Source organism: Pseudomonas sp. yb_9 (assembly GCF_043103635.1).
GTDB lineage: Bacteria > Pseudomonadota > Gammaproteobacteria > Pseudomonadales > Pseudomonadaceae > Aquipseudomonas > Aquipseudomonas monteilii.
On sequence record NZ_JBICKA010000079.1, the window covers coordinates 59,411 to 82,815 of the forward strand.

At 63.4% G+C, this 23,405-nt stretch carries 21 protein-coding genes and 1 pseudogene; 18 read left to right on the plus strand and 4 right to left on the minus strand.

Going from position 1 to position 23,405, the window contains the following annotated elements; translation table 11 throughout:
* The first annotated feature begins 121 nt into the window (after window positions 1-121).
* Together motA and motB are read left to right on the plus strand one after the other, a co-directional pair.
* On the plus strand, window positions 122-973 hold the full coding sequence (gene motA, locus ACF8MI_RS21025; RefSeq protein WP_016712329.1) for a flagellar motor stator protein MotA: 852 nt from the start codon (window positions 122-124) through the stop codon (window positions 971-973).
* A gap of 3 nt (window positions 974-976) precedes the next feature.
* The gene (gene motB / locus ACF8MI_RS21030; RefSeq protein WP_060500363.1) at window positions 977-2,011 is read left to right on the plus strand and encodes a flagellar motor protein MotB; all 1,035 of its coding nucleotides are present in this window, start codon (window positions 977-979) and stop codon (window positions 2,009-2,011) included.
* Window positions 2,012-2,130: 119 nt separating this feature from the next.
* On the opposite strand, the gene rsgA is transcribed toward motB, so the two are convergent.
* On the minus strand, window positions 2,131-3,162 hold the full coding sequence (gene rsgA, locus ACF8MI_RS21035; protein ID WP_060500365.1) for a small ribosomal subunit biogenesis GTPase RsgA: 1,032 nt from the start codon (window positions 3,160-3,162) through the stop codon (window positions 2,131-2,133).
* A 152-nt stretch (window positions 3,163-3,314) separates the two neighbouring features.
* On the opposite strand from rsgA, the gene orn reads away from it, so the two are divergent.
* The gene (gene orn, locus ACF8MI_RS21040; protein ID WP_016712326.1) at window positions 3,315-3,857 is read left to right on the plus strand and encodes an oligoribonuclease; all 543 of its coding nucleotides are present in this window, start codon (window positions 3,315-3,317) and stop codon (window positions 3,855-3,857) included.
* Window positions 3,858-3,948: 91 nt separating this feature from the next.
* Window positions 3,949-4,560: a trimeric intracellular cation channel family protein gene (locus ACF8MI_RS21045; RefSeq protein WP_020193322.1), complete on the plus strand. Its 612-nt coding sequence runs from the start codon at window positions 3,949-3,951 to the stop codon at window positions 4,558-4,560.
* A gap of 45 nt (window positions 4,561-4,605) precedes the next feature.
* On the opposite strand, the gene queG is transcribed toward ACF8MI_RS21045, so the two are convergent.
* Window positions 4,606-5,670: a tRNA epoxyqueuosine(34) reductase QueG gene (gene queG, locus ACF8MI_RS21050; protein WP_060500368.1), complete on the minus strand. Its 1,065-nt coding sequence runs from the start codon at window positions 5,668-5,670 to the stop codon at window positions 4,606-4,608.
* Between the two features lie 64 nt (window positions 5,671-5,734).
* Here queG and ACF8MI_RS21055 point away from each other — a divergent pair, with 64 nt between their 5' ends.
* The 14 genes and pseudogenes from ACF8MI_RS21055 to ACF8MI_RS21120 all read left to right on the plus strand — a co-directional run bounded on the left by ACF8MI_RS21055 (window position 5,735) and on the right by ACF8MI_RS21120 (window position 20,680).
* Window positions 5,735-6,595, plus strand: coding sequence for an NAD(P)H-hydrate dehydratase (locus ACF8MI_RS21055; RefSeq protein WP_060500370.1), 861 nt, complete (start codon window positions 5,735-5,737; stop codon window positions 6,593-6,595).
* The gene (tsaE, locus tag ACF8MI_RS21060; protein ID WP_373690385.1) at window positions 6,592-7,056 is read left to right on the plus strand and encodes a tRNA (adenosine(37)-N6)-threonylcarbamoyltransferase complex ATPase subunit type 1 TsaE; all 465 of its coding nucleotides are present in this window, start codon (window positions 6,592-6,594) and stop codon (window positions 7,054-7,056) included. Before ACF8MI_RS21055 ends, tsaE begins: the two co-directional genes overlap by 4 nt.
* A gap of 11 nt (window positions 7,057-7,067) precedes the next feature.
* Window positions 7,068-8,498, plus strand: a complete 1,431-nt coding sequence (locus ACF8MI_RS21065; RefSeq protein ID WP_016712322.1) for an N-acetylmuramoyl-L-alanine amidase — start codon at window positions 7,068-7,070, stop codon at window positions 8,496-8,498.
* Window positions 8,495-10,393 (plus strand): DNA mismatch repair endonuclease MutL, encoded by a 1,899-nt coding sequence (mutL, locus tag ACF8MI_RS21070; protein ID WP_200928845.1) that lies wholly within the window; start codon window positions 8,495-8,497, stop codon window positions 10,391-10,393. Before ACF8MI_RS21065 ends, mutL begins: the two co-directional genes overlap by 4 nt.
* 1 nt (window position 10,394) lies before the next feature.
* Window positions 10,395-11,366, plus strand: coding sequence for a tRNA (adenosine(37)-N6)-dimethylallyltransferase MiaA (miaA, locus tag ACF8MI_RS21075; protein WP_104833861.1), 972 nt, complete (start codon window positions 10,395-10,397; stop codon window positions 11,364-11,366).
* Between the two features lie 94 nt (window positions 11,367-11,460).
* On the plus strand, window positions 11,461-11,721 hold the full coding sequence (hfq, locus tag ACF8MI_RS21080; RefSeq protein ID WP_003258160.1) for an RNA chaperone Hfq: 261 nt from the start codon (window positions 11,461-11,463) through the stop codon (window positions 11,719-11,721).
* Window positions 11,722-11,733: 12 nt separating this feature from the next.
* Complete coding sequence (hflX, locus tag ACF8MI_RS21085; RefSeq protein ID WP_016712319.1) at window positions 11,734-13,035, plus strand: ribosome rescue GTPase HflX; 1,302 nt, start codon at window positions 11,734-11,736, stop codon at window positions 13,033-13,035.
* A gap of 96 nt (window positions 13,036-13,131) precedes the next feature.
* Entirely contained in the window at window positions 13,132-14,313 is a 1,182-nt protein-coding gene (gene hflK / locus ACF8MI_RS21090; RefSeq protein WP_060500378.1) for an FtsH protease activity modulator HflK, read from the plus strand.
* Entirely contained in the window at window positions 14,313-15,182 is an 870-nt protein-coding gene (gene hflC / locus ACF8MI_RS21095) for a protease modulator HflC (RefSeq protein ID WP_060500380.1), read from the plus strand. Before hflK ends, hflC begins: the two co-directional genes overlap by 1 nt.
* A 301-nt stretch (window positions 15,183-15,483) precedes the next feature.
* Window positions 15,484-16,671: an ATP phosphoribosyltransferase regulatory subunit gene (locus ACF8MI_RS21100; RefSeq protein WP_003249540.1), complete on the plus strand. Its 1,188-nt coding sequence runs from the start codon at window positions 15,484-15,486 to the stop codon at window positions 16,669-16,671.
* 56 nt (window positions 16,672-16,727) lie between these two features.
* On the plus strand, window positions 16,728-18,020 hold the full coding sequence (locus ACF8MI_RS21105; protein ID WP_016712316.1) for an adenylosuccinate synthase: 1,293 nt from the start codon (window positions 16,728-16,730) through the stop codon (window positions 18,018-18,020).
* A 1,120-nt stretch (window positions 18,021-19,140) separates the two neighbouring features.
* A pseudogene (locus ACF8MI_RS21110) lies at window positions 19,141-19,245 on the plus strand (hypothetical protein); the annotation flags it as partial.
* 201 nt (window positions 19,246-19,446) lie between these two features.
* Window positions 19,447-20,151 carry a methyl-accepting chemotaxis protein gene (locus tag ACF8MI_RS21115; protein ID WP_371058791.1) on the plus strand — a complete coding sequence of 235 codons (705 nt, stop codon included), beginning with the start codon at window positions 19,447-19,449 and terminating at the stop codon, window positions 20,149-20,151.
* 58 nt (window positions 20,152-20,209) lie between these two features.
* Window positions 20,210-20,680: a DUF2867 domain-containing protein gene (locus ACF8MI_RS21120; protein ID WP_200928844.1), complete on the plus strand. Its 471-nt coding sequence runs from the start codon at window positions 20,210-20,212 to the stop codon at window positions 20,678-20,680.
* A 112-nt stretch (window positions 20,681-20,792) separates the two neighbouring features.
* Here ACF8MI_RS21120 and ACF8MI_RS21125 read toward each other — a convergent pair whose 3' ends face one another.
* Window positions 20,793-22,358 (minus strand): iron ABC transporter permease, encoded by a 1,566-nt coding sequence (locus ACF8MI_RS21125; protein ID WP_060500388.1) that lies wholly within the window; start codon window positions 22,356-22,358, stop codon window positions 20,793-20,795.
* On the minus strand, window positions 22,358-23,371 hold the full coding sequence (locus tag ACF8MI_RS21130; RefSeq protein ID WP_164525133.1) for an extracellular solute-binding protein: 1,014 nt from the start codon (window positions 23,369-23,371) through the stop codon (window positions 22,358-22,360). The genes ACF8MI_RS21125 and ACF8MI_RS21130 overlap by 1 nt, the downstream gene beginning before the upstream one ends.
* Between the last annotated feature and the right edge of the window lie 34 nt (window positions 23,372-23,405).

Sequence of the window (23,405 nt, forward strand, 5' to 3'; positions counted from 1 at the left end):
AGTCCGAACTGGCTTTTCGCATTGAGTGGCTATAGTCTGGCGCAGTTCTGCCGATAAGTAGAAGAAGAGTTTTAAAGCTCCCGTCTCTTCCCCTGACCACGACAGCAAGTGCTTTGAACCTATGGCTAAAATTATCGGCATCATCGTCGTATTCGCGAGCGTGCTCGGCGGGTACGTGCTCTCCCACGGCAAGATCGCGGCGCTGATCCAGCCGTTCGAAGTACTGATCATCGGCGGTGCGGCCTTTGGTGCATTCCTGCAGGCTAACCCTGGCCACATGACCATGCACGTCATCAAGAAGTCGATGAAGATGTTCGGCTCGCGCTTCACCCACGCCTACTACCTGGAGGTGCTGGGCCTGGTGTACGAGATCCTCAACAAGAGCCGTCGCGAAGGCATGATGGCCATCGAGGCCGACATTGAGGACGCAGCAGCCAGCCCGATCTTCGCCAAGTACCCGACGGTGCTGGCCGATGAGCGCATGACAGCGTTTGTCTGTGATTACCTGCGCATCATGTCCACCGGCAACATGGCTCCGCACGAGCTTGAAGGCCTGTTCGACATGGAACTGCTGAGCATGAAGGAAGAGCTGGAGCACCCCTCCCATGCGGTGACCGGCATCGCAGACGGCATGCCCGGTTTCGGTATCGTTGCGGCGGTACTGGGTATCGTGGTGACCATGGCCTCGCTGGGCGAGGGTGACCAGGCAGCCATCGGCATGCACGTAGGTGCGGCACTGGTCGGTACCTTCTTCGGTATTCTGGCGGCGTACGGCTTCTTTGGCCCGTTGGCCAAGTGCCTGGAGCACGATGCCAAGGAAGAGCTGAACCTTTACGAGTCGATCAAGGCTTCCCTGGTTGCGTCGGCCTCGGGCATGCCACCTTCGCTGGCGGTCGAGTTCGGGCGCAAGGTGCTTTACCCCAAGCACCGCCCAAGCTTCTCCGAGCTGGAACAAGCGGTTCGCGGTCGCTGAGTCATGGAGAACAATCAGCCCATCATCGTCAAGCGCGTCAAGCGCTTTGGCGGCGGCCACCACGGTGGCGCCTGGAAAATCGCCTTTGCCGACTTTGCTACGGCAATGATGGCGTTCTTCCTTGTGCTGTGGTTGATGTCCACGGCCACGCCGGAGCAGAAGATCGCCATCGCCGGCTACTTCAAGGACCCGATCGGCTTTTCGGAAAGCGGCACGCCTTATGTCATCGACCTGGGTGGTTCGCCTGAGCTGGCACCGGAAAAAACCATCAACCCGGAAGCCAAATCCGAGCCGGTGCCCGAGACCACGACCCAGCTGAACAAAGACCAGGTCGAGACCATGGCCGAGCAGGTCGAGCGTGAGCGTCTGGAGTTGCTGCTGCAAGAGCTGCAGAACAAGGTGGAAGAGAACCCGCAACTGCAGAAGTTCAAGGACCAGATCCTGTTCGAGATCACCCAGGATGGCCTGCGCATCCAGATCATGGATGCCGAGAACCGGCCGATGTTCGACATCGGCAGCGCGCGTCTGCAGCCGTACTTCGAAGATATCCTGCTGGCCATGGCCGACACCATCAAGGCGGTGCCGAACAAGATCAGCATCAGTGGTCACACCGATGCCAAGCCGTATGCCGGCACTGGCGAGTTCGGCAACTGGGAGCTGTCGGCCAACCGCGCCAACGCCGCACGCCGTGCGCTGGTGGCCGGTGGTTACCCGGACGGGCAGGTGGCGCGGGTGGTGGGCTACGCTTCGTCGTCGCTGTTCGACCGCAAGGACCCGTTCAACCCGGTCAACCGCCGCATCGACATCATCGTGCTGACCAAGAAGGCACAGCGCAATATCGAGGGTGAGCAGGGTGCGCCGGAAGCGCCGGCCCCCGATCCTGCTGCACCACCCGCCAGTGGTGCTGCGCCAGGGGCTGCGGCGCCGGCTGCACCGGGGGATACCGAACAAGCGCCGATGCAGCCGCGTGAGCTGCGCCAGAAGCTGAACATCTTTGAAGATGGCACGCTGAAGATGGATGACGCCAAGGAGCAGTAATCCCTAAAGGATTGCGTTGTAGCTGAAGCCAGCGCGTAACTTGTGGGAGCGGGCGCGCCCGCTCCCACAGGATTCGCGTAGCCCTTGAGCCTGGGGCAGAGCCTGTGGGAGCGGACAGGTCAGTAGCTGTCTTCCGTCAGGCTGGCGATGATCGAGCGGTAGCTGTTCATGCGCTGCGGCTTGATGCGCCCTTCGTCCAGCGCCTTGAGCAGCGCACAGCCCGGTTCGCGGTCATGCTTGCAGTCGCGGAAGCGGCAGGTGCCGAACAGGTCGCGGAACTCGATGAAGCCATCTTCCACATCGTCGCGGCTGACATGGCCAAGGCCGAACTCGCGGATGCCCGGCGAGTCGATCAGGTCGCCGCCGTTGGGGAAGTGGTACAGCCGCGCCGTGGTAGTGGTGTGGGTGCCCTGGCCAGACCATTCCGACAGGTCGCCGACTCGGGTGCCGGCGTCTGGGAGCAGGCTGTTGACCAGCGACGACTTGCCCACGCCCGACTGGCCGACGAATACGCTGATGTGGCCGTCGAGCTGCTGTTGCAGGCGCTGCATGCCGTCACCGTGGTGGGCCGACACTTCCAGTAGCGGGTAGCCCAGTTCGCGGTAAACCTCCAGCAACGCATGCAGGCCAGGGCCGTTCTCGTCGTTGATCAGGTCGGCCTTGTTCAGCAGTAGCAGCGGGCGCAGCCCCGCGTGCTCGGCAGCGACCAGGTAGCGGTCGATCAGGTTCGGGTGCGGCTCCGGGGCCGGGGCGAACACGATCACGATCAGGTCGACGTTGGCTGCCACAGGCTTCAGCTGCCCGTGATTGTTCGGCCGGCACAGCTCGGTACTGCGCGGCATCTGCGCCACGATCACGCCAATGCCCTGGTTGCCCGCACGCCATACCACGCGGTCGCCGGTGACCAGTGCTGGCAGGTTGGCGCGCAGGTGACAGCGGAACACCTGGCCTGCGGATTCGCCGTCCTGGGCTTCCACCTCTACCTGCACACCGAAGTGCGCGATCACCAGGCCCAGTTGCTCAGGCCCCAAATCGCCGCCTTCCAGTTCTTGCAGCACGTGCTGCTCGCGTTTGGCGGCGCGAGCGGCGCGCTCGCCCTGGATTTTTTCGATCCGCCAGTTCTGGCGGCGATTGAGCTGGCGTTTGGCCATGAAGGTACCGTGAGAGAGGCCCGGTGAGGGGCATTGAAAACGGCAGGCAGTTTAGCACGCCAGGCGTTGGACTTTTCCGCTTACCTTTGTGTAGTGAATGGGCGCGCCCTGGCCACTAGGCTACTATGACGGCCTATACGAGGAGCCCCTGCATGCAAAACCCACAGAACCTGATCTGGATCGACCTGGAAATGACTGGCCTGGATCCGGACAGCGACGTCATCATCGAGATGGCCACCATCGTCACCGACAGTGAGCTGAACACCCTGGCCGAAGGGCCGGTGATCGCTATCCATCACAGTGACGAAGTGCTGGCGCGTATGGACGAATGGAACACCCGCACCCACGGTGCTTCGGGCCTGACCCAGCGCGTGCGCGAGAGCAAGGTCAGTATGGCTGAAGCCGAGGCGCAGACCATCGCCTTCCTCGAACAGTGGGTGCCAAAGGGCAAGTCGCCCATCTGCGGCAATAGCATCTGCCAGGACCGCCGCTTCCTGTATCGCCACATGCGCAACCTGGAAAACTACTTCCACTACCGCAACCTGGATGTCTCCACCCTGAAGGAGCTGGCCGCGCGCTGGGCGCCGAATGTGCGTGACAGCTTCAAGAAGGGCAATACCCATCTGGCGCTCGACGACATTCGCGAATCGATCGCCGAGCTGCGCCACTACCGCGAGCACTTCATCAAGGTGTGAGCTGAAACGGCGCAGATATTGTATCTGCGACCCCTTTTGGTGCTTCAAGCAACTGGTTAGACTGCGCGCCTTTCTCGCACGGACCCGCACCATGTTGTTGATGCTCTACCTCATCGCCATCACTGCCGAAGCCATGACTGGCGCGCTGTCTGCCGGGCGCCGCGGCATGGACTGGTTCGGCGTGGTGCTGATCGCCTGCGTCACCGCCCTGGGTGGCGGCTCGGTGCGCGACGTGCTGCTCGGGCATTACCCGCTGACCTGGGTGAAACACCCGGAATACCTGGTGCTGACCAGCTTCGCGGCGCTGCTGACCATCTTCATTGCGCCGATGATGCGCCGCCTGCGCTCGCTGTTTCTGGTGCTCGATGCCCTGGGGCTGGTGGCCTTTACCTTGATTGGCTGCATGACCGCGCTGGAGATGGGGCAGGGCATGCTGGTGGCGTCGATCAGCGGGGTGATCACCGGAGTATTTGGCGGGATCTTGCGGGATATCTTCTGTAACGACATTCCGCTGGTGTTCCGGCGCGAGCTCTATGCCAGCGTGTCGTTCGCGGCTGCGTGGTTCTACCTGGGGTGTGTGTATTTCAAGGTGCCGGCAGAGCAGGCGATGCTGCTGACCTTGTTTGGCGGGTTCCTGCTGCGGTTGCTGGCAATCCGTTTTCACTGGGAAATGCCCAAGTTCCACTACAACGACCAGCAATAAGGGAATTGTCGGCGCGGCGCGGACCCTGTGAGAGCGCGCTGGCTGCTATTGAGCGTTGTGTTGGGCCAGCGCCCACTCCACATGTTCGCGCACCAGCTCCGATGCATCCTCTCGCCGGGCCTTCAGCGCCTCGATCACAGGAATTGTGGACGGCGCATTGCCCAGCCCCACCGCCAGGTTGCGCAAGAATCGCTCATACCCCGCCCGCCGCAACGGCCCACCCTCGGTCTTGCGCAGGAACGTCCGCTCATCCCACAGGAACATGTCCGCCAGTTCGGCATTTTCCAGCCCATGCCGTGGCTGGAAGTCCTGCTCCTGGCTGTGCTTGGCAAAGCGGTTCCACGGGCAGACGATCTGGCAGTCGTCGCAACCGAACACCCGGTTGCCCATCTTCGCGCGCAGCTCGACAGGGATCGCGCCCCTCAGTTCGATGGTCAGGTATGAAATGCAGCGCCGCGCATCCAGTACATAGGGCCCGACGAAGGCCTGGGTCGGGCAGATGTCCAGGCAGGCCTGGCAGCGGCCGCAGTGTTCGCTGGTGGTGGCTTCGTCCACCGGTATTGGCAGGTCGACAAACAGCTCTGCGAGGAAGAAGTAGCTGCCCGCCTTGCGGTTGAGCAGCAGGGTATTCTTGCCGATCCAGCCCAGGCCGGCCTGTTCGGCCAGGGCCTTTTCCAGCACCGGGGCGCTGTCGACGAAGGCGCGGTAACCGAACGGGCCGATAGCCTCCTGGATGCGGTCGGCCAGGAACTGCACGCGCTTGCGCACCAGTTTGTGATAGTCCCGGCCCAGCGCGTAGCGCGAGATGTAGGCTTTTTCAGGCTGTGCCAGGCGCTGTGCCATCTGCGTGTCGCCGGACAGGTAGTCCATGCGCAGCGACACCACGCGCACGGTACCGGGGATCAGCTGATCGGGGTGCGAGCGCTTGCTGCCATGCGCGCCCAGGTAGTCCATTTCACCCTGGTAGCCGGCATCCAGCCAGCGTTGCAGGTGATGTTCGTGTTCGCCAAGGTCGACCCCGGCGATGCCAACGTGGGCAAAACCGAGTTCTTGGCCCCAAATCTTGATCGATTGGGCCAGTTGGGCGAGGTCAGGCGTACAGACGGACATGGATGGGCAGGCAATACGGGTTCAGGTGCGTATAATTCTGCCAGACATTGGAGCCTTTGACCCCATGCCGCAGACCAAACACCCCAGCCATGCCCCTCAACTGCTCAGCAGCGTGACCGTCGCGCACCTGCCGGCCCGGCATGCGCATGCCCATAAAGGCGACTTTGGCCATGCGCTGGTGGTCGGCGGTGACCTTGGCACCGGCGGCGCCGTGCTGCTCAGCGCCGAAGCCGCGCTGCGTTGCGGTGCCGGGCTGGTCAGCGTGGCAACCCGGCCCGAACATGTCCCGGCCAGCCTGGCGCGCTTGCCCGAGATAATGTGCCTGGGCGTCAGTTCGGCCAATCAGTTGATGGGTGTGCTGGAGCGAGCCTCGGTGCTGGTGGTCGGCCCGGGGTTGGGGCAGGCGGCATGGGGCCGCAGCTTGCTGTCGGCGGTGGCCAATGCCGAGCGGCCGCAAGTGTGGGACGCCGATGCCCTGAATTTGCTGGCGCGTACCCCGCTGGCCCTGCCCAGTGGCAGCATCCTCACCCCGCACCCGGGCGAGGCAGCGCGGTTGCTGGGCATTTCCACCGAGGCGGTGCAGGCCGACCGCCCGGGTGCTGCGCGCAAGCTGGCGCGCCGGTATAACAGCGTGTGCGTGCTTAAAGGGGCCGGTACCCTGGTGGCCGACCCTGCCGGGCAGTTGATGCTGTGCGAGCGTGGCCACCCGGCCATGGCCGGTGCTGGCTTTGGCGATGTGCTGACCGGTGTGCTGGCGGCGTTGCTGGCCCAGGGGCTGGATGCCTGGCAGGCTGCCGGGCTGGGGGTGTGGCTGCACGCCTGTGCGGGCGAGCGGCTGGGTGTAAAAGGTAGAGGCCTGGCGGCCAGTGATCTGGCGCCGGTCATTCGAGCGTTGTTGGAGGAGCATTCTGCGTGTCTGGCATAACCCTGTTTCTGGCCGATGAAGCGGCTACGGTCGACTTCGGTGCAAAAATGGCCGAGGTGACCGGTGGTCGCGGCGTGATCTTCCTGGAAGGCGACCTGGGGGCTGGCAAGACTACGCTTTCCCGTGGGCTGATCCGCGGCCTGGGCCATACGGGTGCAGTGAAAAGCCCGACCTTCACCGTGGTCGAACCCTACGAGATCGGTGAGGTCCGAGCATTCCACTTCGACCTGTATCGCCTGGTCGATCCGGAGGAGCTGGAGTTCATGGGGATTCGTGACTATTTCGAGGGCGACCCGCTGTGCCTGTTCGAGTGGCCACAAAAGGGTGCGGGCGTTTTGCCAAAGCCTGACCTGACCATTACCATAAGCCCCCAAGCGGGCGGACGCTCGCTGATCCTTTCGCCGCAGGGGGCTCGCGGCGAGGCCTGGTGCGTGGCACTGGCCAAACACTATAAACAGTAAGTGGGGTAGGTATGCGCATACGCGCACTGGTCGCCATCGTTGGTCTGCTGCTGACAACGGTGACCGTTGACGCTCTGGCCGTCACTCAAGTCAAGAGCGTGCGCCTGTGGCGCGCGCCAGACAACACGCGGCTGGTCTTCGACCTGTCTGGCCCCGTGCAGCACAGCGTCTTCACCCTGAGCGCGCCGGACCGCCTGGTTATCGACATCAATGGTGCGACCCTGGCCGCGCCGTTGAACGTGGCCACCTCCAACACGCCGATCAGCAGCGTGCGTTCGGCCCAGCGTACCCCGACCGACCTGCGCGTGGTGGTCGACCTGAAAAAGTCGGTCACCCCGAAAAGCTTCACCCTGGCGCCGAATGCCCAGTACGGCAACCGCCTGGTGGTCGACCTGTACGACCAGGAAGCCGACGCCATTGCGGCCAGCGCGCCGCCACCGGCCCCGGCGCCGGTGCAGACGCCTGCGACCACGCCGGCGGTGCCGGTAAGCCCGGCCCAGCCCGCCATCAAGCTGCCACCGGTACCGAGCGGCAAGCGTGACATCGTGGTGGCCATCGACGCCGGCCACGGCGGCGAAGACCCGGGGGCCTCCGGCTCGCGCGGCCAGCACGAAAAAGACATCGTGCTGCAGATCGCCAAAGAGCTGCAGCGCCAGATCAACAGCGAAAAAGGCTTCCGTGCCGAGCTCACCCGTACTGGCGACTACTTCATTCCTCTGCGCAAACGCACGGAAATCGCCCGCAAGAAGGGCGCCGACCTGTTCATCTCGATCCATGCCGACGCCGCGCCGTCACGCGCCGCCTTTGGTGCCTCTGTGTTCGCCCTGTCTGACCGTGGCGCTACCTCTGAGACCGCGCGCTGGCTGGCCGACACGGAAAACCGTTCCGACCTGATCGGTGGTGCCGGCAACGTCAGCCTGGATGACAAGGACCGCATGCTCGCGGGCGTGCTGCTGGACCTGTCGATGACCGCCACCCTCAGTTCCAGCCTCAACGTGGGGCAGAAGGTGCTGGGTAACATGGGTCGCGTCACCTCGCTGCACAAACAGCGCGTGGAACAGGCCGGCTTCATGGTGCTGAAATCGCCGGACATTCCATCGATTCTCGTTGAAACCGGGTTTATCTCGAACAACAATGAAGCCGCCAAGCTGGCCACCGCCAGCCACCAGCAGGCGTTGGCCCGTTCGATCCACACCGGTGTGCGCCAGTACTTCCAGCAAAACCCGCCGCCTGGCACTTATATCGCCTGGCTGCGTGACACCGGCAAGATTGCCGCTGGCCCGCGTGAGCACACGGTACGCCCTGGTGAAACCCTGGCGATGCTCGCCGTGCGTTACCAGGTCAGCGTGGCCAGCCTGCGCAGCACCAACAGCCTCAAGACCGATGAGCTGAAGGTTGGCCAGCGTCTCGACATCCCCGCCACCACATTGGCCTCGCAATGAGTGGCGGTTCGCGCATCCAGCTGCTCAGCCCGCGGCTGGCCAACCAGATTGCCGCTGGCGAGGTTGTCGAGCGGCCAGCCTCGGTCGCCAAGGAACTGCTGGAAAACAGCCTGGACTCCGGTGCCCGACGCATTGACGTGGAAGTGGAGCAGGGCGGCGTCAAGCTGCTGAAGGTGCGCGACGATGGCAGCGGCATTTCTGCCGACGACCTGCCGCTGGCCCTGGCCCGTCATGCCACCAGCAAGATTCGCGAGCTGGAAGACCTGGAAGGGGTGTTGAGCCTGGGCTTCCGTGGCGAGGCCCTGGCTTCGATCAGCTCCGTGGCGCGGCTGACCCTGACGTCGCGTACCGCCAGCGCTACCGAGGCCTGGCAGGTGGAAACCGAAGGCCGGGACATGCTCCCGCGCGTACAGCCGGCGGCGCACCCGGTGGGTACTTCGGTGGAAGTGCGCGACCTGTTCTTCAATACCCCGGCGCGGCGCAAGTTCCTCAAGGCCGAGAAAACCGAATTCGATCACTTGCAGGAAGTGATCCGCCGGCTGGCGCTGGCACGTTTCGATGTCGGCTTCCACCTGCGGCATAACGGCAAGAGCATCCTCAGCCTGCACGAGGCCCACGACGAAACAGCGCGTGCCCGGCGGGTAGGTGCCATCTGCGGCCCGGGCTTCATGGAGCAGGCGCTGCCGATCGACGTCGAGCGCAACGGCCTGCGCCTGTGGGGCTGGGTCGGCCTGCCGACCTTCTCGCGCAGCCAGGCAGACTTGCAATACTTCTTCGTCAATGGCCGCGCAGTGCGCGACAAGCTGGTCGCCCACGCCGTGCGCCAGGCCTACCGCGACGTGCTGTTCAATGGCCGGCACCCGACCTTCGTGCTGTTCCTGGAGCTGGAGCCCAACGGCGTGGACGTCAACGTGCACCCGACCAAGCACGAAGTGCGCTTCCGCGAAGGGCGGTCGGTGCACGATTTCCTGTACGGCACCCTGCACCGTGCCCTGGCCGATGTGCGCCCGGAAGACCAGCTGGCCGCGCCTGCCGCCGTGCCAGAGGCCATTCGCCCGACTGGCCAGCAGGCCGGTGAGTTCGGCCCGCAGGGCGAAATGCGCCTGGCTTCGCCGGTGCTTGAACAGCCGCGTGCCCCGCAGCAGTCGTTCTCCAATGGCGGCAGTGGTGCGGGCTACCAGTATCAGTACACCCCACGCCCGTCACAGCCGGTGCCGGCTGCCGAAGCGCAGGCGGTGTACCGCGAGTTTTACAAACCGTTGGAAAACGGTGCGGCGCCGGCGACGGCCCTTCCCGAGAGCCAGGGTGACATTCCCCCGCTGGGCTATGCGCTGGCGCAGCTCAAGGGCCTCTACATCCTCGCCGAGAACGCCGTTGGCCTGGTGCTGGTGGACATGCACGCCGCCCACGAGCGCATCATGTACGAGCGCCTGAAGGTGGCCATGGCCAGCGAAGGCCTGAGCGGCCAGCCGCTGCTGGTGCCTGAAACCCTGGCCCTGAGCCAGCGCGAAGCGGACTGCGCCGAAGAACACGCGCAGTGGTTCCAGCGCCTGGGCTTCGAGCTTCAGCGCCTGGGCCCGGAGACCCTGGCGATCCGCCAGATCCCGGCCTTGCTCAAGCAGGCGGAGGCCAACCGGCTGGTGCAGGATGTGCTCGCCGACCTGATGGAATACGGCACCAGCGACCGTATCCAGGCGCACCTCAACGAACTGCTCGGCACCATGGCCTGCCACGGCGCCGTGCGCGCCAACCGGCGCCTGGCCATTCCCGAGATGAACGCCCTGCTGCGCGACATGGAAAACACCGAGCGCAGCGGCCAGTGCAACCATGGCCGTCCCACATGGACCCAGATGGGCCTGGACGACCTGGACAAACTCTTCCTGCGCGGTCGATGAAATGAGCGGCAAGCCCCCTGCAATATTCCTGATGGGCCCGACGGCGGCCGGCAAGACCGACCTGGCTATCGAGTTGACCAAAGTGCTGCCTTGCGAGCTGATCAGCGTCGATTCGGCGCTGGTCTATCGTGGCATGGACATCGGTTCGGCCAAGCCGTCGAAAGCAATCCTCGCTGCCCACCCGCACCGGCTGATTGACATCCGCGACCCGGCCGAGAGCTATTCGGCCGCGCAGTTCCGTGCTGACGCCCTGGAGGCCATGGCCGAGATCACTGCACGCGGCAAGATACCGCTGCTGGTGGGCGGCACCATGCTCTACTACAAGGCGTTGATCGAGGGCCTGGCAGACATGCCGGCGGCTGACGCTGCCGTGCGCGCCGAGCTGGAGGCTCAGGCCGAAGCGCTGGGCCTGGCCGAGCTGCACCGCCAGCTGGCCGAGGTTGACCCGGTGTCAGCGGCGCGCATCCACCCCAACGACCCGCAGCGGCTGATCCGGGCGCTGGAAGTGTACCGGGTGAGTGGCGAGAGCATGACGGCTCATCGCCAACGTCAATTCGCGGAAAGTCGCGGCGCAGACGCAGGCGCTGACGGACATTTGCCCTATACTGTCGCCAGTTTGGCGATTGCTCCTACAGATCGTCACATTTTGCATCAGCGAATTGCGTTACGATTTTCGCAGATGCTGGAACAGGGCTTCGTTGACGAGGTCCGATCGCTGCGAGCCAGAAGTGACTTGCACGCCGGGCTGCCGTCTATACGGGCAGTGGGGTATCGACAGGTCTGGGATTACCTGGATGGCAAGCTGACTGAGAATGAGATGCGTGAACGCGGTATCATTGCAACCAGGCAGCTGGCCAAGCGGCAGTTCACCTGGTTGCGTGGCTGGCCTGACGTACACTGGCTTGACAGCCTGGCCTGCGACAATCTGTCCCGCACCTTGAAATACCTTGGGGCCATCTCCATATTGGGCTGAGTCCCTGCTGATTGCCGTCTATTCTTGCGAAGGGGCGGCCTAATTTATCGATTTTATTGATTTTCTATTATTTATCCTTACAGGAGTGCGGCATATGTCAAAAGGGCATTCGCTACAAGACCCTTACTTGAACACCTTGAGAAAAGAAAAGGTCCCGGTATCCATCTACTTGGTCAACGGTATCAAGCTGCAGGGCTCGATCGAATCATTCGACCAGTTCGTGGTACTGCTGAAGAACACCGTCAGCCAGATGGTCTACAAGCACGCCATTTCGACTGTCGTGCCTGCCCGTCCGGTTCGTCTGCCAAGCCCGTCCGATTCCGAACACGGCGACAGCGAGCCAGGCAACGCCTGATAGGAGCCTGCATTGTTCTTTGAGCGCCACGGTGGTGGTGAGCGGGCGTTGCTCGTTCACTTGGAAGGTCAGAACCCTGAGGCGCGCGAAGACCCGCAGGAGTTTCAGGAGCTGGCATTGTCGGCCGGTGCCGACATCGTCTCGTTGGTCACGGTGTCAAGGCATCAGCCTTCCGCCAAATACCTGATTGGCAGTGGCAAGGTCGAGGAATTGCACGACCTGGTCCATGCCGAGCAGGTAGACCTGGTGATTTTCAATCACACCCTCACGCCCAGTCAGGAGCGCAACCTTGAACGTGTGTTCGAGTGTCGTGTGCTTGACCGTACCGGGCTGATCCTCGATATCTTCGCCCAACGGGCGCGTACCCATGAAGGCAAGCTGCAGGTCGAACTGGCCCAGCTGGAGCACATGAGCACGCGGCTGGTGCGCGGCTGGACCCACCTTGAGCGACAAAAGGGTGGTATCGGTCTGCGCGGCCCGGGTGAAACCCAGCTGGAAACCGATCGCCGCCTGTTGCGGGTGCGCATACGCCAGATCAAGTCACGCCTGGAAAAGGTACGCAGCCAGCGTGAGCAGGCGCGCCGTGGGCGCAAGCGCGCAGACATCCCGTCGGTGTCGTTGGTGGGTTACACCAACGCCGGCAAGTCCACGCTGTTCAACGCGCTCACCGAATCCGAGGTGTACGCCGCAGACCAGTTGTTCGCCACGCTCGACCCGACCTTGCGCCGGCTTGAGCTGAACGACCTGGGGCCGATCGTGCTGGCCGACACCGTGGGCTTCATTCGCCACCTGCCGCACAAGCTGGTCGAGGCATTTCGGGCTACGCTCGAAGAGTCGAGCAACTCCGACCTGTTGCTGCATGTGATCGACGCCCATGAGCCAGAGCGCATGGAGCAGATTGAGCAGGTGCTCGCGGTTTTGGGTGAGATTGGTGCCGAAGGGTTGCCGATCCTCGAGGTGTATAACAAACTCGACTTGCTCGAAGATGTCGAGCCGCAGATCCAGCGCAATGCCGATGGCAAGCCGGAACGGGTCTGGGTATCGGCACGCGATGGGCGTGGCCTGGAGCTGGTCGGCCAGGCAATTGCCGAGTTGCTGGGGGATGATCTGTTTGTCGGTACCCTGTGCCTGGAGCAGCGTTTTGCCCGCTTGCGCGCGCAATTCTTTGCCTTGGGTGCCGTGCAGAGTGAAGAGCATGATGAAGAAGGGCGCAGCCTGCTGAGCGTGCGACTGCCCATGGTCGAACTGAATCGCCTGGTCAGCCGCGAAGGCATGGAGCCGCAAGTGTTTGTCGAGCAACACACTTTGCAATAAATGCTCGTCGAGGTCGCCGGGCAGCAGTGACAGGCATTCTGTAGCATTGGACGGCGCGCCGTGGGCGCGTCTTTGCTTTATCAGATGGAGAGCGCTATGGCTTGGAACGAGCCGGGTGGCAACTCGAACAATCAGGATCCCTGGGGCGGCCGCCGTGGTGGCGGTGGCGGTGGTGGTGACAAGAAAGGTCCGCCGGATCTGGACGAGGCCTTCCGCAAATTGCAGGACAGCCTGAATGGCATGTTCGGCAGTGGCAAGAAACGTGGCGGCGGTGACCGCAATGTCGGCAAGGGCGGTGGCCTTGGCCTGCTGGGCATTGGCCTGGCGGTGCTGGCTGCCATCTGGCTGTACAGCGCCGTGTACGTGGTCGACGAGCAGGAGCAGGCCGTGGTGCTGCGCTTCGGCAAGTACTATGAGACGGTCGGTCCCGGCCTGAACATCTACTTCCCGCCGATCGATCGCAAGTACATGGAAAACGTCACGCGTGAGCGTGCCTACACCAAGCAGGGCCAGATGCTGACCGAAGACGAGAACATCGTCGAGGTGCCGCTGACCGTCCAGTACAAGATCAGCAACCTGCAGGACTTCGTGCTCAACGTCGACCAGCCTGAGGTAAGCCTGCAGCACGCGACCGACAGTGCCCTGCGCCACGTGGTGGGTTCCACCTCGATGGACCAGGTGCTCACCGAAGGCCGTGAGCAGATGGCCGTGGATATCCGCGAACGCCTGCAGCGCTTCCTCGACAACTACCGTACCGGTATCACCGTTACCCAGGTCAACGTACAGAGCGCGGCAGCCCCGCGTGAAGTGCAGGAAGCCTTCGACGACGTGATCCGTGCCCGCGAAGACGAGCAGCGTGCCCGCAACCAGGCCGAGTCCTACGCCAATGGCGTGGTGCCGGAAGCCCGTGGTCAGGCCCAGCGCATCATCGAGGACGCCAACGGTTACCGCGACGAAGTCATCGCCCGGGCCAAGGGTGAGGCCGACCGCTTCACCAAGCTGGTCGCCGAGTACCGCAAGGCACCTGACGTGACCCGTCAGCGCCTGTACCTGGAGACCATGCAAGAGGTCTACAGCAACACCAGCAAGGTCATGGTGGCCACCAAGGACGGGCAGAACAACCTGCTCTACCTGCCACTGGACAAGATGGTCGAAGGCAGCCGCAACCCGTCCGCGCCAACTGGCAGCGTGTCGCCATCGGTCAACGATGCGGCCGCACGTGCGGCGCAGGACCTGCAACAGCAACAGCAGCCGCTGCGCACTAGGGAGAGCCGCTGATGAGCAACAGATCGCTGATCGCCCTGATCGCCGCCGTGGTGCTGGCCATCGTGGCCTGGAACAGCTTCTACATCGTGTCCCAGACCGAGCGTGCGGTACTGCTGCGTTTCGGTAAGGTAGTCCAGGCGGATGTTCAGCCAGGCCTGCACGTGAAGATTCCGTACGTGAACCAGGTACGCAAGTTCGACGCCCGCCTGATGACCCTCGACGCCCCGACCCAGCGGTTCCTGACCCTGGAGAAGAAAGCGGTGATGGTCGACGCCTATGCCAAGTGGCGCGTCAAGGATGCCGAGCGCTTCTACACCGCCACCTCCGGCATGAAGCAGATCGCCGACGAGCGTCTCTCACGTCGTCTGGAAAGCGGACTGCGTGACCAGTTCGGTAAACGTACCCTGCACGAGGTGGTTTCCGGTGAACGTGACGCGCTGATGGCTGACATCACCGCATCGCTGAACCGCATGGCCAACAAGGAGCTGGGTATCGAGGTGGTTGATGTGCGCGTCAAAGCCATCGACCTGCCGAAGGAAGTCAACCGCAGCGTGTTCGACCGCATGAGCACCGAGCGTGAGCGTGAGGCTCGTGAGCACCGCGCCAAAGGTAACGAACTGGCTGAAGGTATCCGTGCCGATGCCGACCGTCAGCGCCGTGTACTGCTGGCCGAAGCTTATCGCGAAGCAGAAGAAACCCGCGGTGACGGCGACGCCCAGTCGGCCGCCATCTATGCCAAGGCCTACACCCAGGACGCCGATTTCTACGCGTTCTACCGTAGCCTGCAGGCGTACCGCGAGAGCTTCTCGAACAAGAGCGACGTGCTGGTCCTGGACCCGAAGAACGAGTTCTTCCGCTTCCTGGACAAGAGCAAGCCGTGATGCTCAGGCCCTGATCTTCATGCAGCGGCGCCCCGCCTGGCAGCTAAAACACCAGGCGGGGTGCATCCTGAATGAAAAGGGGTGTATGATGAGGCAGCCGGGAAATTTCCCGGCTTTTTTGCGTCTGCAAGGTTGATTGGCAACGCGCCAGTTGACGGTTTGGTCAGGTCGCAAGGCAATTTGAGGGTATCGGGTACGGTGGCTGCGCTGGGATCAGTGCTGCCCGCTGCTGTGCGCGATACCGGCTTTACTGACGGCTCGCCTGCTGGCAAGCCGCCCGGACCAGAGGGGAAATGGCGTAATGGCAACGGTAGACCGCTGGCTGCTGCCAGATGGCATCGAGGAAGTACTGCCACCTGAGGCTGCGCGCATCGAGATCGCGCGCCGCCAGGTGTTGGACCTGTTCCAGAGTTGGGGCTACGAGCTGGTCGTCACCCCGCATATCGAGTACCTGGAGTCGCTGCTCACCGGCGCCGGCCAGGACCTGGATCAGCGCACCTTCAAGGTGGTGGACCCGCAGTCCGGCCGCCTGATGGGCTTCCGCGCCGACTTCACCCCGCAAGTGGCGCGCATCGACGCCCACACCCTGCGCCGTGAAGGCCCGAGCCGCCTGTGCTATGCCGGTAGCGTGCTGCACGCCCAGCCGCGTGCACTGTCGACCTCGCGCAGCCCGATCCAGCTGGGTGCCGAGCTGTATGGCGATGCCAGCCCTACCAGTGATGTCGAAGTCATCAGCCTGATGCTCGCCACGCTGCAGCTGGCCGATGTGCCGGATGTGCACATGGACCTGGGCCACGTTGGTATCTACCGTGGCCTGGCCCGTGCCGCTGGCCTGTCCGGTGCGGTGGAGCAGCAGTTGTTCGACGCCATGCAACGCAAGGCTGTCGATGAAGTGCAGGCGCTGACCGCCGACTTGCCGAAAGACCTGGGCAACATGCTGCGCGCCCTGGTCGAGCTGTGCGGTGGCCGTGAAGTGCTGGCCGAAGCCCGCGTGCGCCTGGGCCGTGCCCCGGCCAGCGTGCTGGCAGCGCTGGACGACCTGCTGGCGATCGCTGACCGCCTGGCGTCGCGCTATCCGGACTTGCCGCTGTACTTCGACCTCGGCGAATTGCGCGGTTACCACTATCACACGGGCGTGGTGTTCGCCGTGTTCGTGCCAGGCGAAGGTCAGTCGATCGCCCAGGGCGGGCGTTACGACGACATCGGCGCCGACTTTGGCCGGGCGCGCCCGGCCACCGGTTTCTCCACGGATTTGAAGACCCTGGTCACACTGGGGCGAGCGGAGGTCGTATTGCCAACGGGCGGCATCTGGATGCCGGACAGTGGTGATGCGGCCCTCTGGCAGCAAGTCTGCCAGTTGCGCAACGAGGGCCAGCGTGTGGTCCAGGCCCTGCCTGGCCAGCCGTTGAGTGCTGCTCTCGAGGCGGATTGTGATCGGCAATTGATTCAGCAAGACGGGCGCTGGCAGGTTCTGCCGCTGGCCCAGTGAGTTTCTGCGTCGGCAGTAGGCCGGCAACCAAGTTTGCGTGAATGAGGACCAATGTAATGGGTAAGAATGTCGTCGTCCTGGGCACCCAGTGGGGTGATGAGGGCAAAGGCAAGATCGTCGATCTGCTGACCGAACATGCTGCCGCCGTAGTGCGCTACCAGGGTGGCCACAACGCGGGTCACACCCTGGTGATCAACGGTGAAAAAACCGTTCTGCACCTGATTCCGTCCGGCATCCTGCGTGAAGGCGTACAGTGCCTGATCGGCAACGGCGTGGTCGTTGCCCCGGATGCGCTGATGCGTGAAATCACCAAGCTGGAAGAGAAGGGCGTACCGGTGCGCGAGCGCCTGCGCATCTCCCCTGCTGCGCCGCTGATCCTGTCGTACCACGTGGCCCTGGACCAGGCCCGCGAAAAAGCCCGTGGCGAAGCCAAGATCGGCACCACCGGCCGTGGTATCGGCCCAGCCTACGAAGACAAGGTTGCGCGCCGCGGCCTGCGCGTAGGCGACCTGTTCCACCGCGAGCGTTTCGCGGCCAAGCTGGGTGAGCTGCTGGACTACCACAACTTCCAGCTGGTGAACTACTACAAAGAGCCGGCCATCGACTTCCAGCAAACCCTGGACGAGTGCATGGCCTACGCTGAACAGCTCAAACCGATGATGCTCGACGTCACCGCCGAGCTGCACAACCTGCGTCGCGCCGGCAAGGACATCATGTTCGAAGGCGCCCAGGGCTCGCTGCTGGACATCGACCACGGTACCTACCCGTACGTCACCAGCTCCAACACCACTGCTGGCGGTATCTCCACCGGCTCCGGCGTTGGCCCGATGTACCTGGACTACATCCTGGGTATCACCAAGGCCTACACCACGCGCGTAGGTTCCGGTCCGTTCCCGACCGAACTGTTCGACGAAACCGGCGCCACCCTGGCCAAGCGTGGCCACGAGTTCGGTTCCACCACTGGCCGTGCCCGTCGTTGCGGCTGGTTCGATGCCGTGATCCTGCGTCGCGCCATCGACGTCAACAGCATCTCGGGTATCTGCCTGACCAAGCTGGACGTACTGGACGGCCTGGAAACCATCAACATCTGCGTTGGCTACAAGAACGAGAACGGTGCCGTCATCGACGCGCCTTCCGATGCCGACAGCTACATCGGCCTGGAGCCGGTGTACGAAGAGATGCCAGGCTGGAGCGAGTCGACCGTGGGCGTTAAAACCCTGGAAGAGCTGCCGGCCAACGCTCGCGCCTACATCAAGCGCATCGAAGACCTGATCGGCGCGCCGATCGACATCATTTCGACCGGCCCGGACCGCAACGAGACCATCGTACTGCGTCATCCGTTCGCCTGATCTGCCCTCCAGGCTGATCTGACGCCGTGGCCCTGAAAGGGGCTGCGGCGTTTTCATTTCTGCGTCGAGCGAGATCAGTCAACCACCTGGCTGAACCTTGGCGTTTATGCCTGCTGTCTCCGGCACAACCCTTGCTGTAAGAAGTTTCTGTAGATGCCATCAAAATAGTGGCGCCAGAAAACACGAGGGTTACACCGTGTCTGCCATCCTCTCACTGTTACGAAGCCGCCTTTTGCGGCCTGTGTTTGTTGCCCTTGGTATCGCTCTTTTGGTGCAGGTGCTGGTTGCCGTTGCGCTTACCCGAAGCACGGTCACTGCCCTGGAGGCCGACCTTGGCGAGCGCTTGGGCAATGACAGCCGTCAGTTGGCCGGCGAACTGGAGCAAGCCGGGCAGGATGTGCGCTCGGGCCTGGACGGTCTATCCAGCAGCACCCGTCAGCGCCTGAGCGCAGGGTTGTCGGCACGGCTGCAAAGCGAACAGCAGCAACTGCGCAGCACCCTGGAAAAGAACCTGAAGGACTCCGCCAACGATATGGCAGAGCTGTTGGCCTCGGTTGCCCCGCGTGCCATCTGGGACAACGATGTGCCTGTGCTTTCAGACTTTGCACGGCGTGCCCAGCGCAATCCCAACGTGCTATTCGTGGTGTACGACGACGCCCAGGGCCAGCACCTGACCCGCTATCTGAACCGGCAAAACCCGATCAACCAGGCGTTGATGGAAAAAGGCCAGGGCGAGCGAGCGCTGGACAAAGTGATCGATGCAGCCCGGCGCGATCCTGCCGTTTACTTCGTCGAGGCTTCGATCAGCCCCAATGGCGCAGAAATCGGCAAGGTGGTGATGGGGGTTTCCACAGCGGGTATCGAGCAGGAACTGAAGGCCCTCGATCAGCGCTTTGCGGCCCTGATCGCCAGTGGCGAGCAACTGGTAGGCGACAGCCTGGTCGGCGCTGCTGCTGACAGCGGCAAAACCCTGCGTGAGCGGCTGGAAAAAGCTCAGGGCAGTGCCGCTGCCATGCAGGCCAACACCGCGCAAACCGTTCGCGATGCTGCCGGCGAGCTGCGCTGGCGCATTGGTCTGGGCCTGGTGCTGGTTGGTCTGGGTGTGTTGCTGGTGGTGGCCATGGTGCTAGGTCGTCGTGTGCTGAGCAAGCTGCGCCTGCTGATTACTGCCCTTGACGACCTGGCGGCAGGCGAGGGCGACCTGACCAAGCGTGTGCCCCTCGACAGCCGAGACGAGATCGGCGACATGGCTTCGGCCGTGAACCGCTTTGTCGACAAGTTGCAACCGATTGTGCGCGAAGCGGGCGAGGTGGCCCAGCGTACCGGTGTGGAAATTGGCGCGATGGCCCAGCGCAATGCCGGTGCCGATGCTGCTGCTGCGCTACAGCGCGATGAAGTGGCAGCCAGCCTGCGCGACCTTTCGAGCATGGCCGATGAAGCCCAGGCCGAAAGCCATGCGATGCAGGCGGCCTTGAAACAGGTGGTGGATATCCGCCAGGCCACCGACGAAAACAGCCGCACCTCGACCCAGCTCGCAGGGCTGATCGAAAACCTGGCTGGCCAGGTGGAGACAGGTTCTCAGGTGATCGAGCGCCTGGCCAAGCAGAGTGAGCAGATCGAAGTGGTGCTGACGGTGATCCACGGCATCGCCGAGCAGACCAACCTGCTGGCTTTGAATGCGGCCATCGAAGCGGCCCGGGCCGGTGAGACCGGGCGCGGCTTTGCCGTGGTGGCGGATGAGGTGCGGGCGTTGGCGAGCAAGACGCAAAGCTCCACAGGGGATATCCAGGCGCATATCGCTGCGCTGCAGAAGGGCGCCAAGGAGGCTGTGGCGACGATCAGCCAGGCCGGGCTGAAGGCCAGTGAAGGGCTGCTGGTGCTGCGTGACAACGAGCGCCGTCAGCAGTCTGTGCAGGCGGCGGTGGAGCAAGTTCACGCAGCTATCGGCCTGGCTACCCGCGCGGCCGAGCAGCAGGCGAGCGGCGCGCAGGCGGTGCGTGGGCGGGTGGAGACTATCCATGCCCAGGCCGAGCGCTCGGCCGAGGTGGTGATGCAGACCACGGCCAGTAGCAAGGTGCTGGATGATCTGGCTGCACAGCTTCGGGCGAGCCTGGGGCAGTTCAGGGCCTGACGCGAATCGTGTGGGGCGGTGCTATGATGGCGGAGAAACATGACAAAGGGAGTTGTTCATGTCCGCCCGACTGGTCGCCGCTCCGGCTGAACTGGACTTTCTTCATCGCGATGGCATTTCCGTCACTGCGCCCATGACCGCCCTGCAGGCCTATTGCGCCATGACTTCGGACGTTCCGGGCTGGCTGACCATGGCCTTTCGCCTACGCGACTTCATCTCTCGCTGGTTCAACGTTGCCACTATTGACGGTTTCTCATCGCGTAATCCTGAGCGGGTTCCGGCAGTGGGTGAGCGTCTGGATTTCTTTGCCGTCGAGGCTATCAGCGACCAGCAACTGGTCCTGACTTCGCGTGACACGCACCTTGCGGTCATGGTGAGCATGGTTCTGGATGAAGAGGGGCAGGGCCGGCAGCACTTGAGCGTCACCACGTCGGTGCAGTGCTTCAACCGTTTTGGCCGGCTCTACATGCTGCCGGTTGGCAAGGCACATGGGCCAATCGTGCGGCGTATGCTGCGCAACATCGCGTGATGTCTGTGATGGCCTCATCGCCGGCAAGCCAGCTCCCACAGGTACTGCGCAGGCCTTGAAGGCGACGCGGTACCTGTGGGAGCTGGCTTGCCGGCGATGAGGGCTTCGCGCTTTATGCCTTGTTCAGGTACATCCGCGTAGTCAGCAGATAAACCGGCAGCCCCGACACCACGATTAGCAATGCCGCGTAAGGAGCCGCTGCGGCGAACTCGACGTTGGCCGTATGCGCCCACACCTCGGTAGCCAGGGTGGTCATCCCGGTCGGGCTGAGCAGCAGGGTAGCTGTCAGCTCTTTCATGGCATCCAGGAACACCAGCGCAAACGCTGCCGCCATGGCCGGGAAGATGATCGGCAGGGTCACCCGGCAGAATGCCGTGAAGCTGCTGGCGCCCAGGGTGCGCGCGGCTTCCTCCAGTGTTGGCGAGGCCTTGTTCAGCGCGGTGCGCACCGGTGACTGCGCCAATGGCAGGAACAGCAGCGCATACGCCAACAGCAGCAACGCCGTGGTCTGGTACAGCGCCGGCACGTAGTGCAGGGCGAAGAACACCAGCGTCAGGGCAATCACCAGGCCGGGCAGGGCGTGTAGCAGGTACGGCAAGCGCTCGGCCCAGATCGCCAGGCGGCCTTTGTAGCGCACCACCAGGAAGCTGATCGGTAGCGCCAGCAGCACACAGAAACCGGCACCGCCAAGCGACACCGACAGCGAAGTGAACAGCGCCTTGGAGATAGCCCCCACCGGGAATGCTGCCGACGAACCCACGCTCAGCCAGTAGCCGAGCATGGCCAGCGGGATACCGCTGCCCAGCACTGCCAGAGCCACGCAGAGTAGCTGCGCCGGTACGGCCCAGCCACGCAGCCGCACGGGTTGCGCGCGGCGTGCCACGCCTTGGCCGATGCGCACATGGCGGGCTTTGCCGCGTACACGCAATTCCAGCCACAGCATCACCAGGCACATCGCCAACAGCACGGCAGACAGCATGGCCGCGTTGGCATTGCTGAATTCCAGTTCGAACTGCTGGTAGATCGCCGTGGTGAAGGTCTGCAGGCCGAGGATCGACAGCGCCCCGAACTCCACCAGCATGTGCAGGGCGATCAATAGCGCTCCGCCGAGCATCGAGGGCCACAGCAGCGGCAAGGTGACCTTGATGAACACACCCCAGCGGCTGCAACCCAGGGTGCGCGCCGACTCCTCCAGCGAGGTGTCGAGGTTGCGCAGGGTGGCGGCCACCGGCAGAAACACCAATGGGTACTTGGACAGGGCCATGACCAGGATGGCCCCGCCCAGCCCTTCGAAGTCCGAGCTCAGCGATACCCAGGTGAAACTGCTGACGAACGACGGTACCGCGAAGGGCAGGCAAAGCACCACGCCCCACAGGCGTCGGCCAGCCAGGTTGCTGCGCTCCAGCAGCCAGGCCAGGGCCAGGCCGACCACCATGCAGGCCAGCGTCACCCCGACCATCAGCATCAGGGTATTGCGCATCAGTCCCCAGACAAAGGGGCGCCACAGCAGGTGCAAGGCTTCACGCCAGCCGGCTTCCCAGGCTTTGATGGCGACATACAGCAGCGGCAGCAAGCTCATCGCCACCAGGAACAGCACAGGCAGCACCACCCAGATGGAGGGGCGCTTGCGGCGCGGCACGAAGCGTACCGGCACCGGCTCGGTCAAGGCAGCGGTCATCAGAGCAGGCCGACCTCGCGTTCAAGCTCGATGGCTTCCTCGGCATTGCCCAGGTCGGCCGGCGAGATTTTCGGCGGGCGCAGATCTTCGAACGGCTTCAGGCCCCGGTCGGAAACCATGCCCTTGTGCAGCGGGTACTCGGCGGTGGTCTGGGTGATCACCCGCTGGCCTTCTTCGCTGGCCATCCAGTTGAGCAGGGCCTGGGCTTCTTTCGGGTGCTTGCTGGCCTTGACTACAGCAGCGCCAGAGATGGTCACCAGGTTGCCGGCATCGCCATCGGCCAGGTAGTAGAGCTTGGTGTCGAGCTTGCCGCGTTCGCGTTCAAGTGCATACCAGTAGTAGTTGTTCACCAGTACCGCAGCCACTTCACCTCTTTCCACGGCTTTGAGGGCGACCATGTTGTTGGTGTAGGTTTTGCCGAAGGCTTTCAGGCCAGTCAGCCATTCTTCGGTGGCTTCACGGCCGTGCATCTTCAGGATGGCCACGGCCTGCTCCTGGAATGCACCGCTGGTGGGTACGTAGCCGACGCGGCCTTCCCACTCAGGGTTGGCGAAGTCCATCACCGTGGTCGGCAGGTCTTTTTCATCGACCTTCTTCGGGTTGTACACCACGATGCGCGTGCGCGCGGTGATACCCATCCAGGTACCGTTGGCGCCTACGTACTCCTTGGGCATCATGTTTGCGGTGGCGTCGTCGATCTTCGCCAGCAGGCCCAGTTCGCCCAGGTTGTTCAGGGGCGGGGACTCTTCGGTGTAGATGAGGTCGGCTGGCGAACGGTCGCCCTCCTCGATGATCTGGCTGGCCAGCTGGTTGCTGCTGCCCTTGCGGATATCGATGTGGATACCGGTCTTGGCCTCGTAGGCCTTGGCGATGGCTTCGCCGATTTCCTTGTGCTGACCGTTGTACATGGTCAGGGTGACCGGTGCGTCTGCCATGGCGGCCGGAGCGCCGATGACCAGGCTCAGCACGGCGGCGGCCAAGGTACGCATCAGCGGTTGCGGGCGGATCGTCATGCGGGTACTTCCTCGCTTACGGCTACATATTTGG

Bases quoted from the DNA above. Each gene is read 5' to 3' on its own strand.
- ACF8MI_RS21065 (WP_016712322.1), top strand. From the start codon at position 7,068: ATGCGCATACGCGCACTGGTCGCCATCGTTGGTCTGCTGCTGACAACG.
- orn (WP_016712326.1), top strand. From the start codon at position 3,315: ATGCAAAACCCACAGAACCTGATCTGGATCGACCTGGAAATGACTGGC.
- ACF8MI_RS21045 (WP_020193322.1), top strand. From the start codon at position 3,949: ATGTTGTTGATGCTCTACCTCATCGCCATCACTGCCGAAGCCATGACT.
- miaA (WP_104833861.1), top strand. From the start codon at position 10,395: ATGAGCGGCAAGCCCCCTGCAATATTCCTGATGGGCCCGACGGCGGCC.
- ACF8MI_RS21105 (WP_016712316.1), top strand. From the start codon at position 16,728: ATGGGTAAGAATGTCGTCGTCCTGGGCACCCAGTGGGGTGATGAGGGC.
- ACF8MI_RS21115 (WP_371058791.1), top strand. From the start codon at position 19,447: ATGGCCGATGAAGCCCAGGCCGAAAGCCATGCGATGCAGGCGGCCTTG.
- hfq (WP_003258160.1), top strand. From the start codon at position 11,461: ATGTCAAAAGGGCATTCGCTACAAGACCCTTACTTGAACACCTTGAGA.
- hflK (WP_060500378.1), top strand. From the start codon at position 13,132: ATGGCTTGGAACGAGCCGGGTGGCAACTCGAACAATCAGGATCCCTGG.
- ACF8MI_RS21100 (WP_003249540.1), top strand. From the start codon at position 15,484: ATGGCAACGGTAGACCGCTGGCTGCTGCCAGATGGCATCGAGGAAGTA.
- ACF8MI_RS21120 (WP_200928844.1), top strand. From the start codon at position 20,210: ATGTCCGCCCGACTGGTCGCCGCTCCGGCTGAACTGGACTTTCTTCAT.
- mutL (WP_200928845.1), top strand. From the start codon at position 8,495: ATGAGTGGCGGTTCGCGCATCCAGCTGCTCAGCCCGCGGCTGGCCAAC.
- ACF8MI_RS21130 (WP_164525133.1), bottom strand. From the start codon at position 23,371: ATGACGATCCGCCCGCAACCGCTGATGCGTACCTTGGCCGCCGCCGTG.
- rsgA (WP_060500365.1), bottom strand. From the start codon at position 3,162: ATGGCCAAACGCCAGCTCAATCGCCGCCAGAACTGGCGGATCGAAAAA.
- ACF8MI_RS21125 (WP_060500388.1), bottom strand. From the start codon at position 22,358: ATGACCGCTGCCTTGACCGAGCCGGTGCCGGTACGCTTCGTGCCGCGC.
- hflC (WP_060500380.1), top strand. From the start codon at position 14,313: ATGAGCAACAGATCGCTGATCGCCCTGATCGCCGCCGTGGTGCTGGCC.
- motB (WP_060500363.1), top strand. From the start codon at position 977: ATGGAGAACAATCAGCCCATCATCGTCAAGCGCGTCAAGCGCTTTGGC.
- ACF8MI_RS21055 (WP_060500370.1), top strand. From the start codon at position 5,735: ATGCCGCAGACCAAACACCCCAGCCATGCCCCTCAACTGCTCAGCAGC.
- queG (WP_060500368.1), bottom strand. From the start codon at position 5,670: ATGTCCGTCTGTACGCCTGACCTCGCCCAACTGGCCCAATCGATCAAG.
- motA (WP_016712329.1), top strand. From the start codon at position 122: ATGGCTAAAATTATCGGCATCATCGTCGTATTCGCGAGCGTGCTCGGC.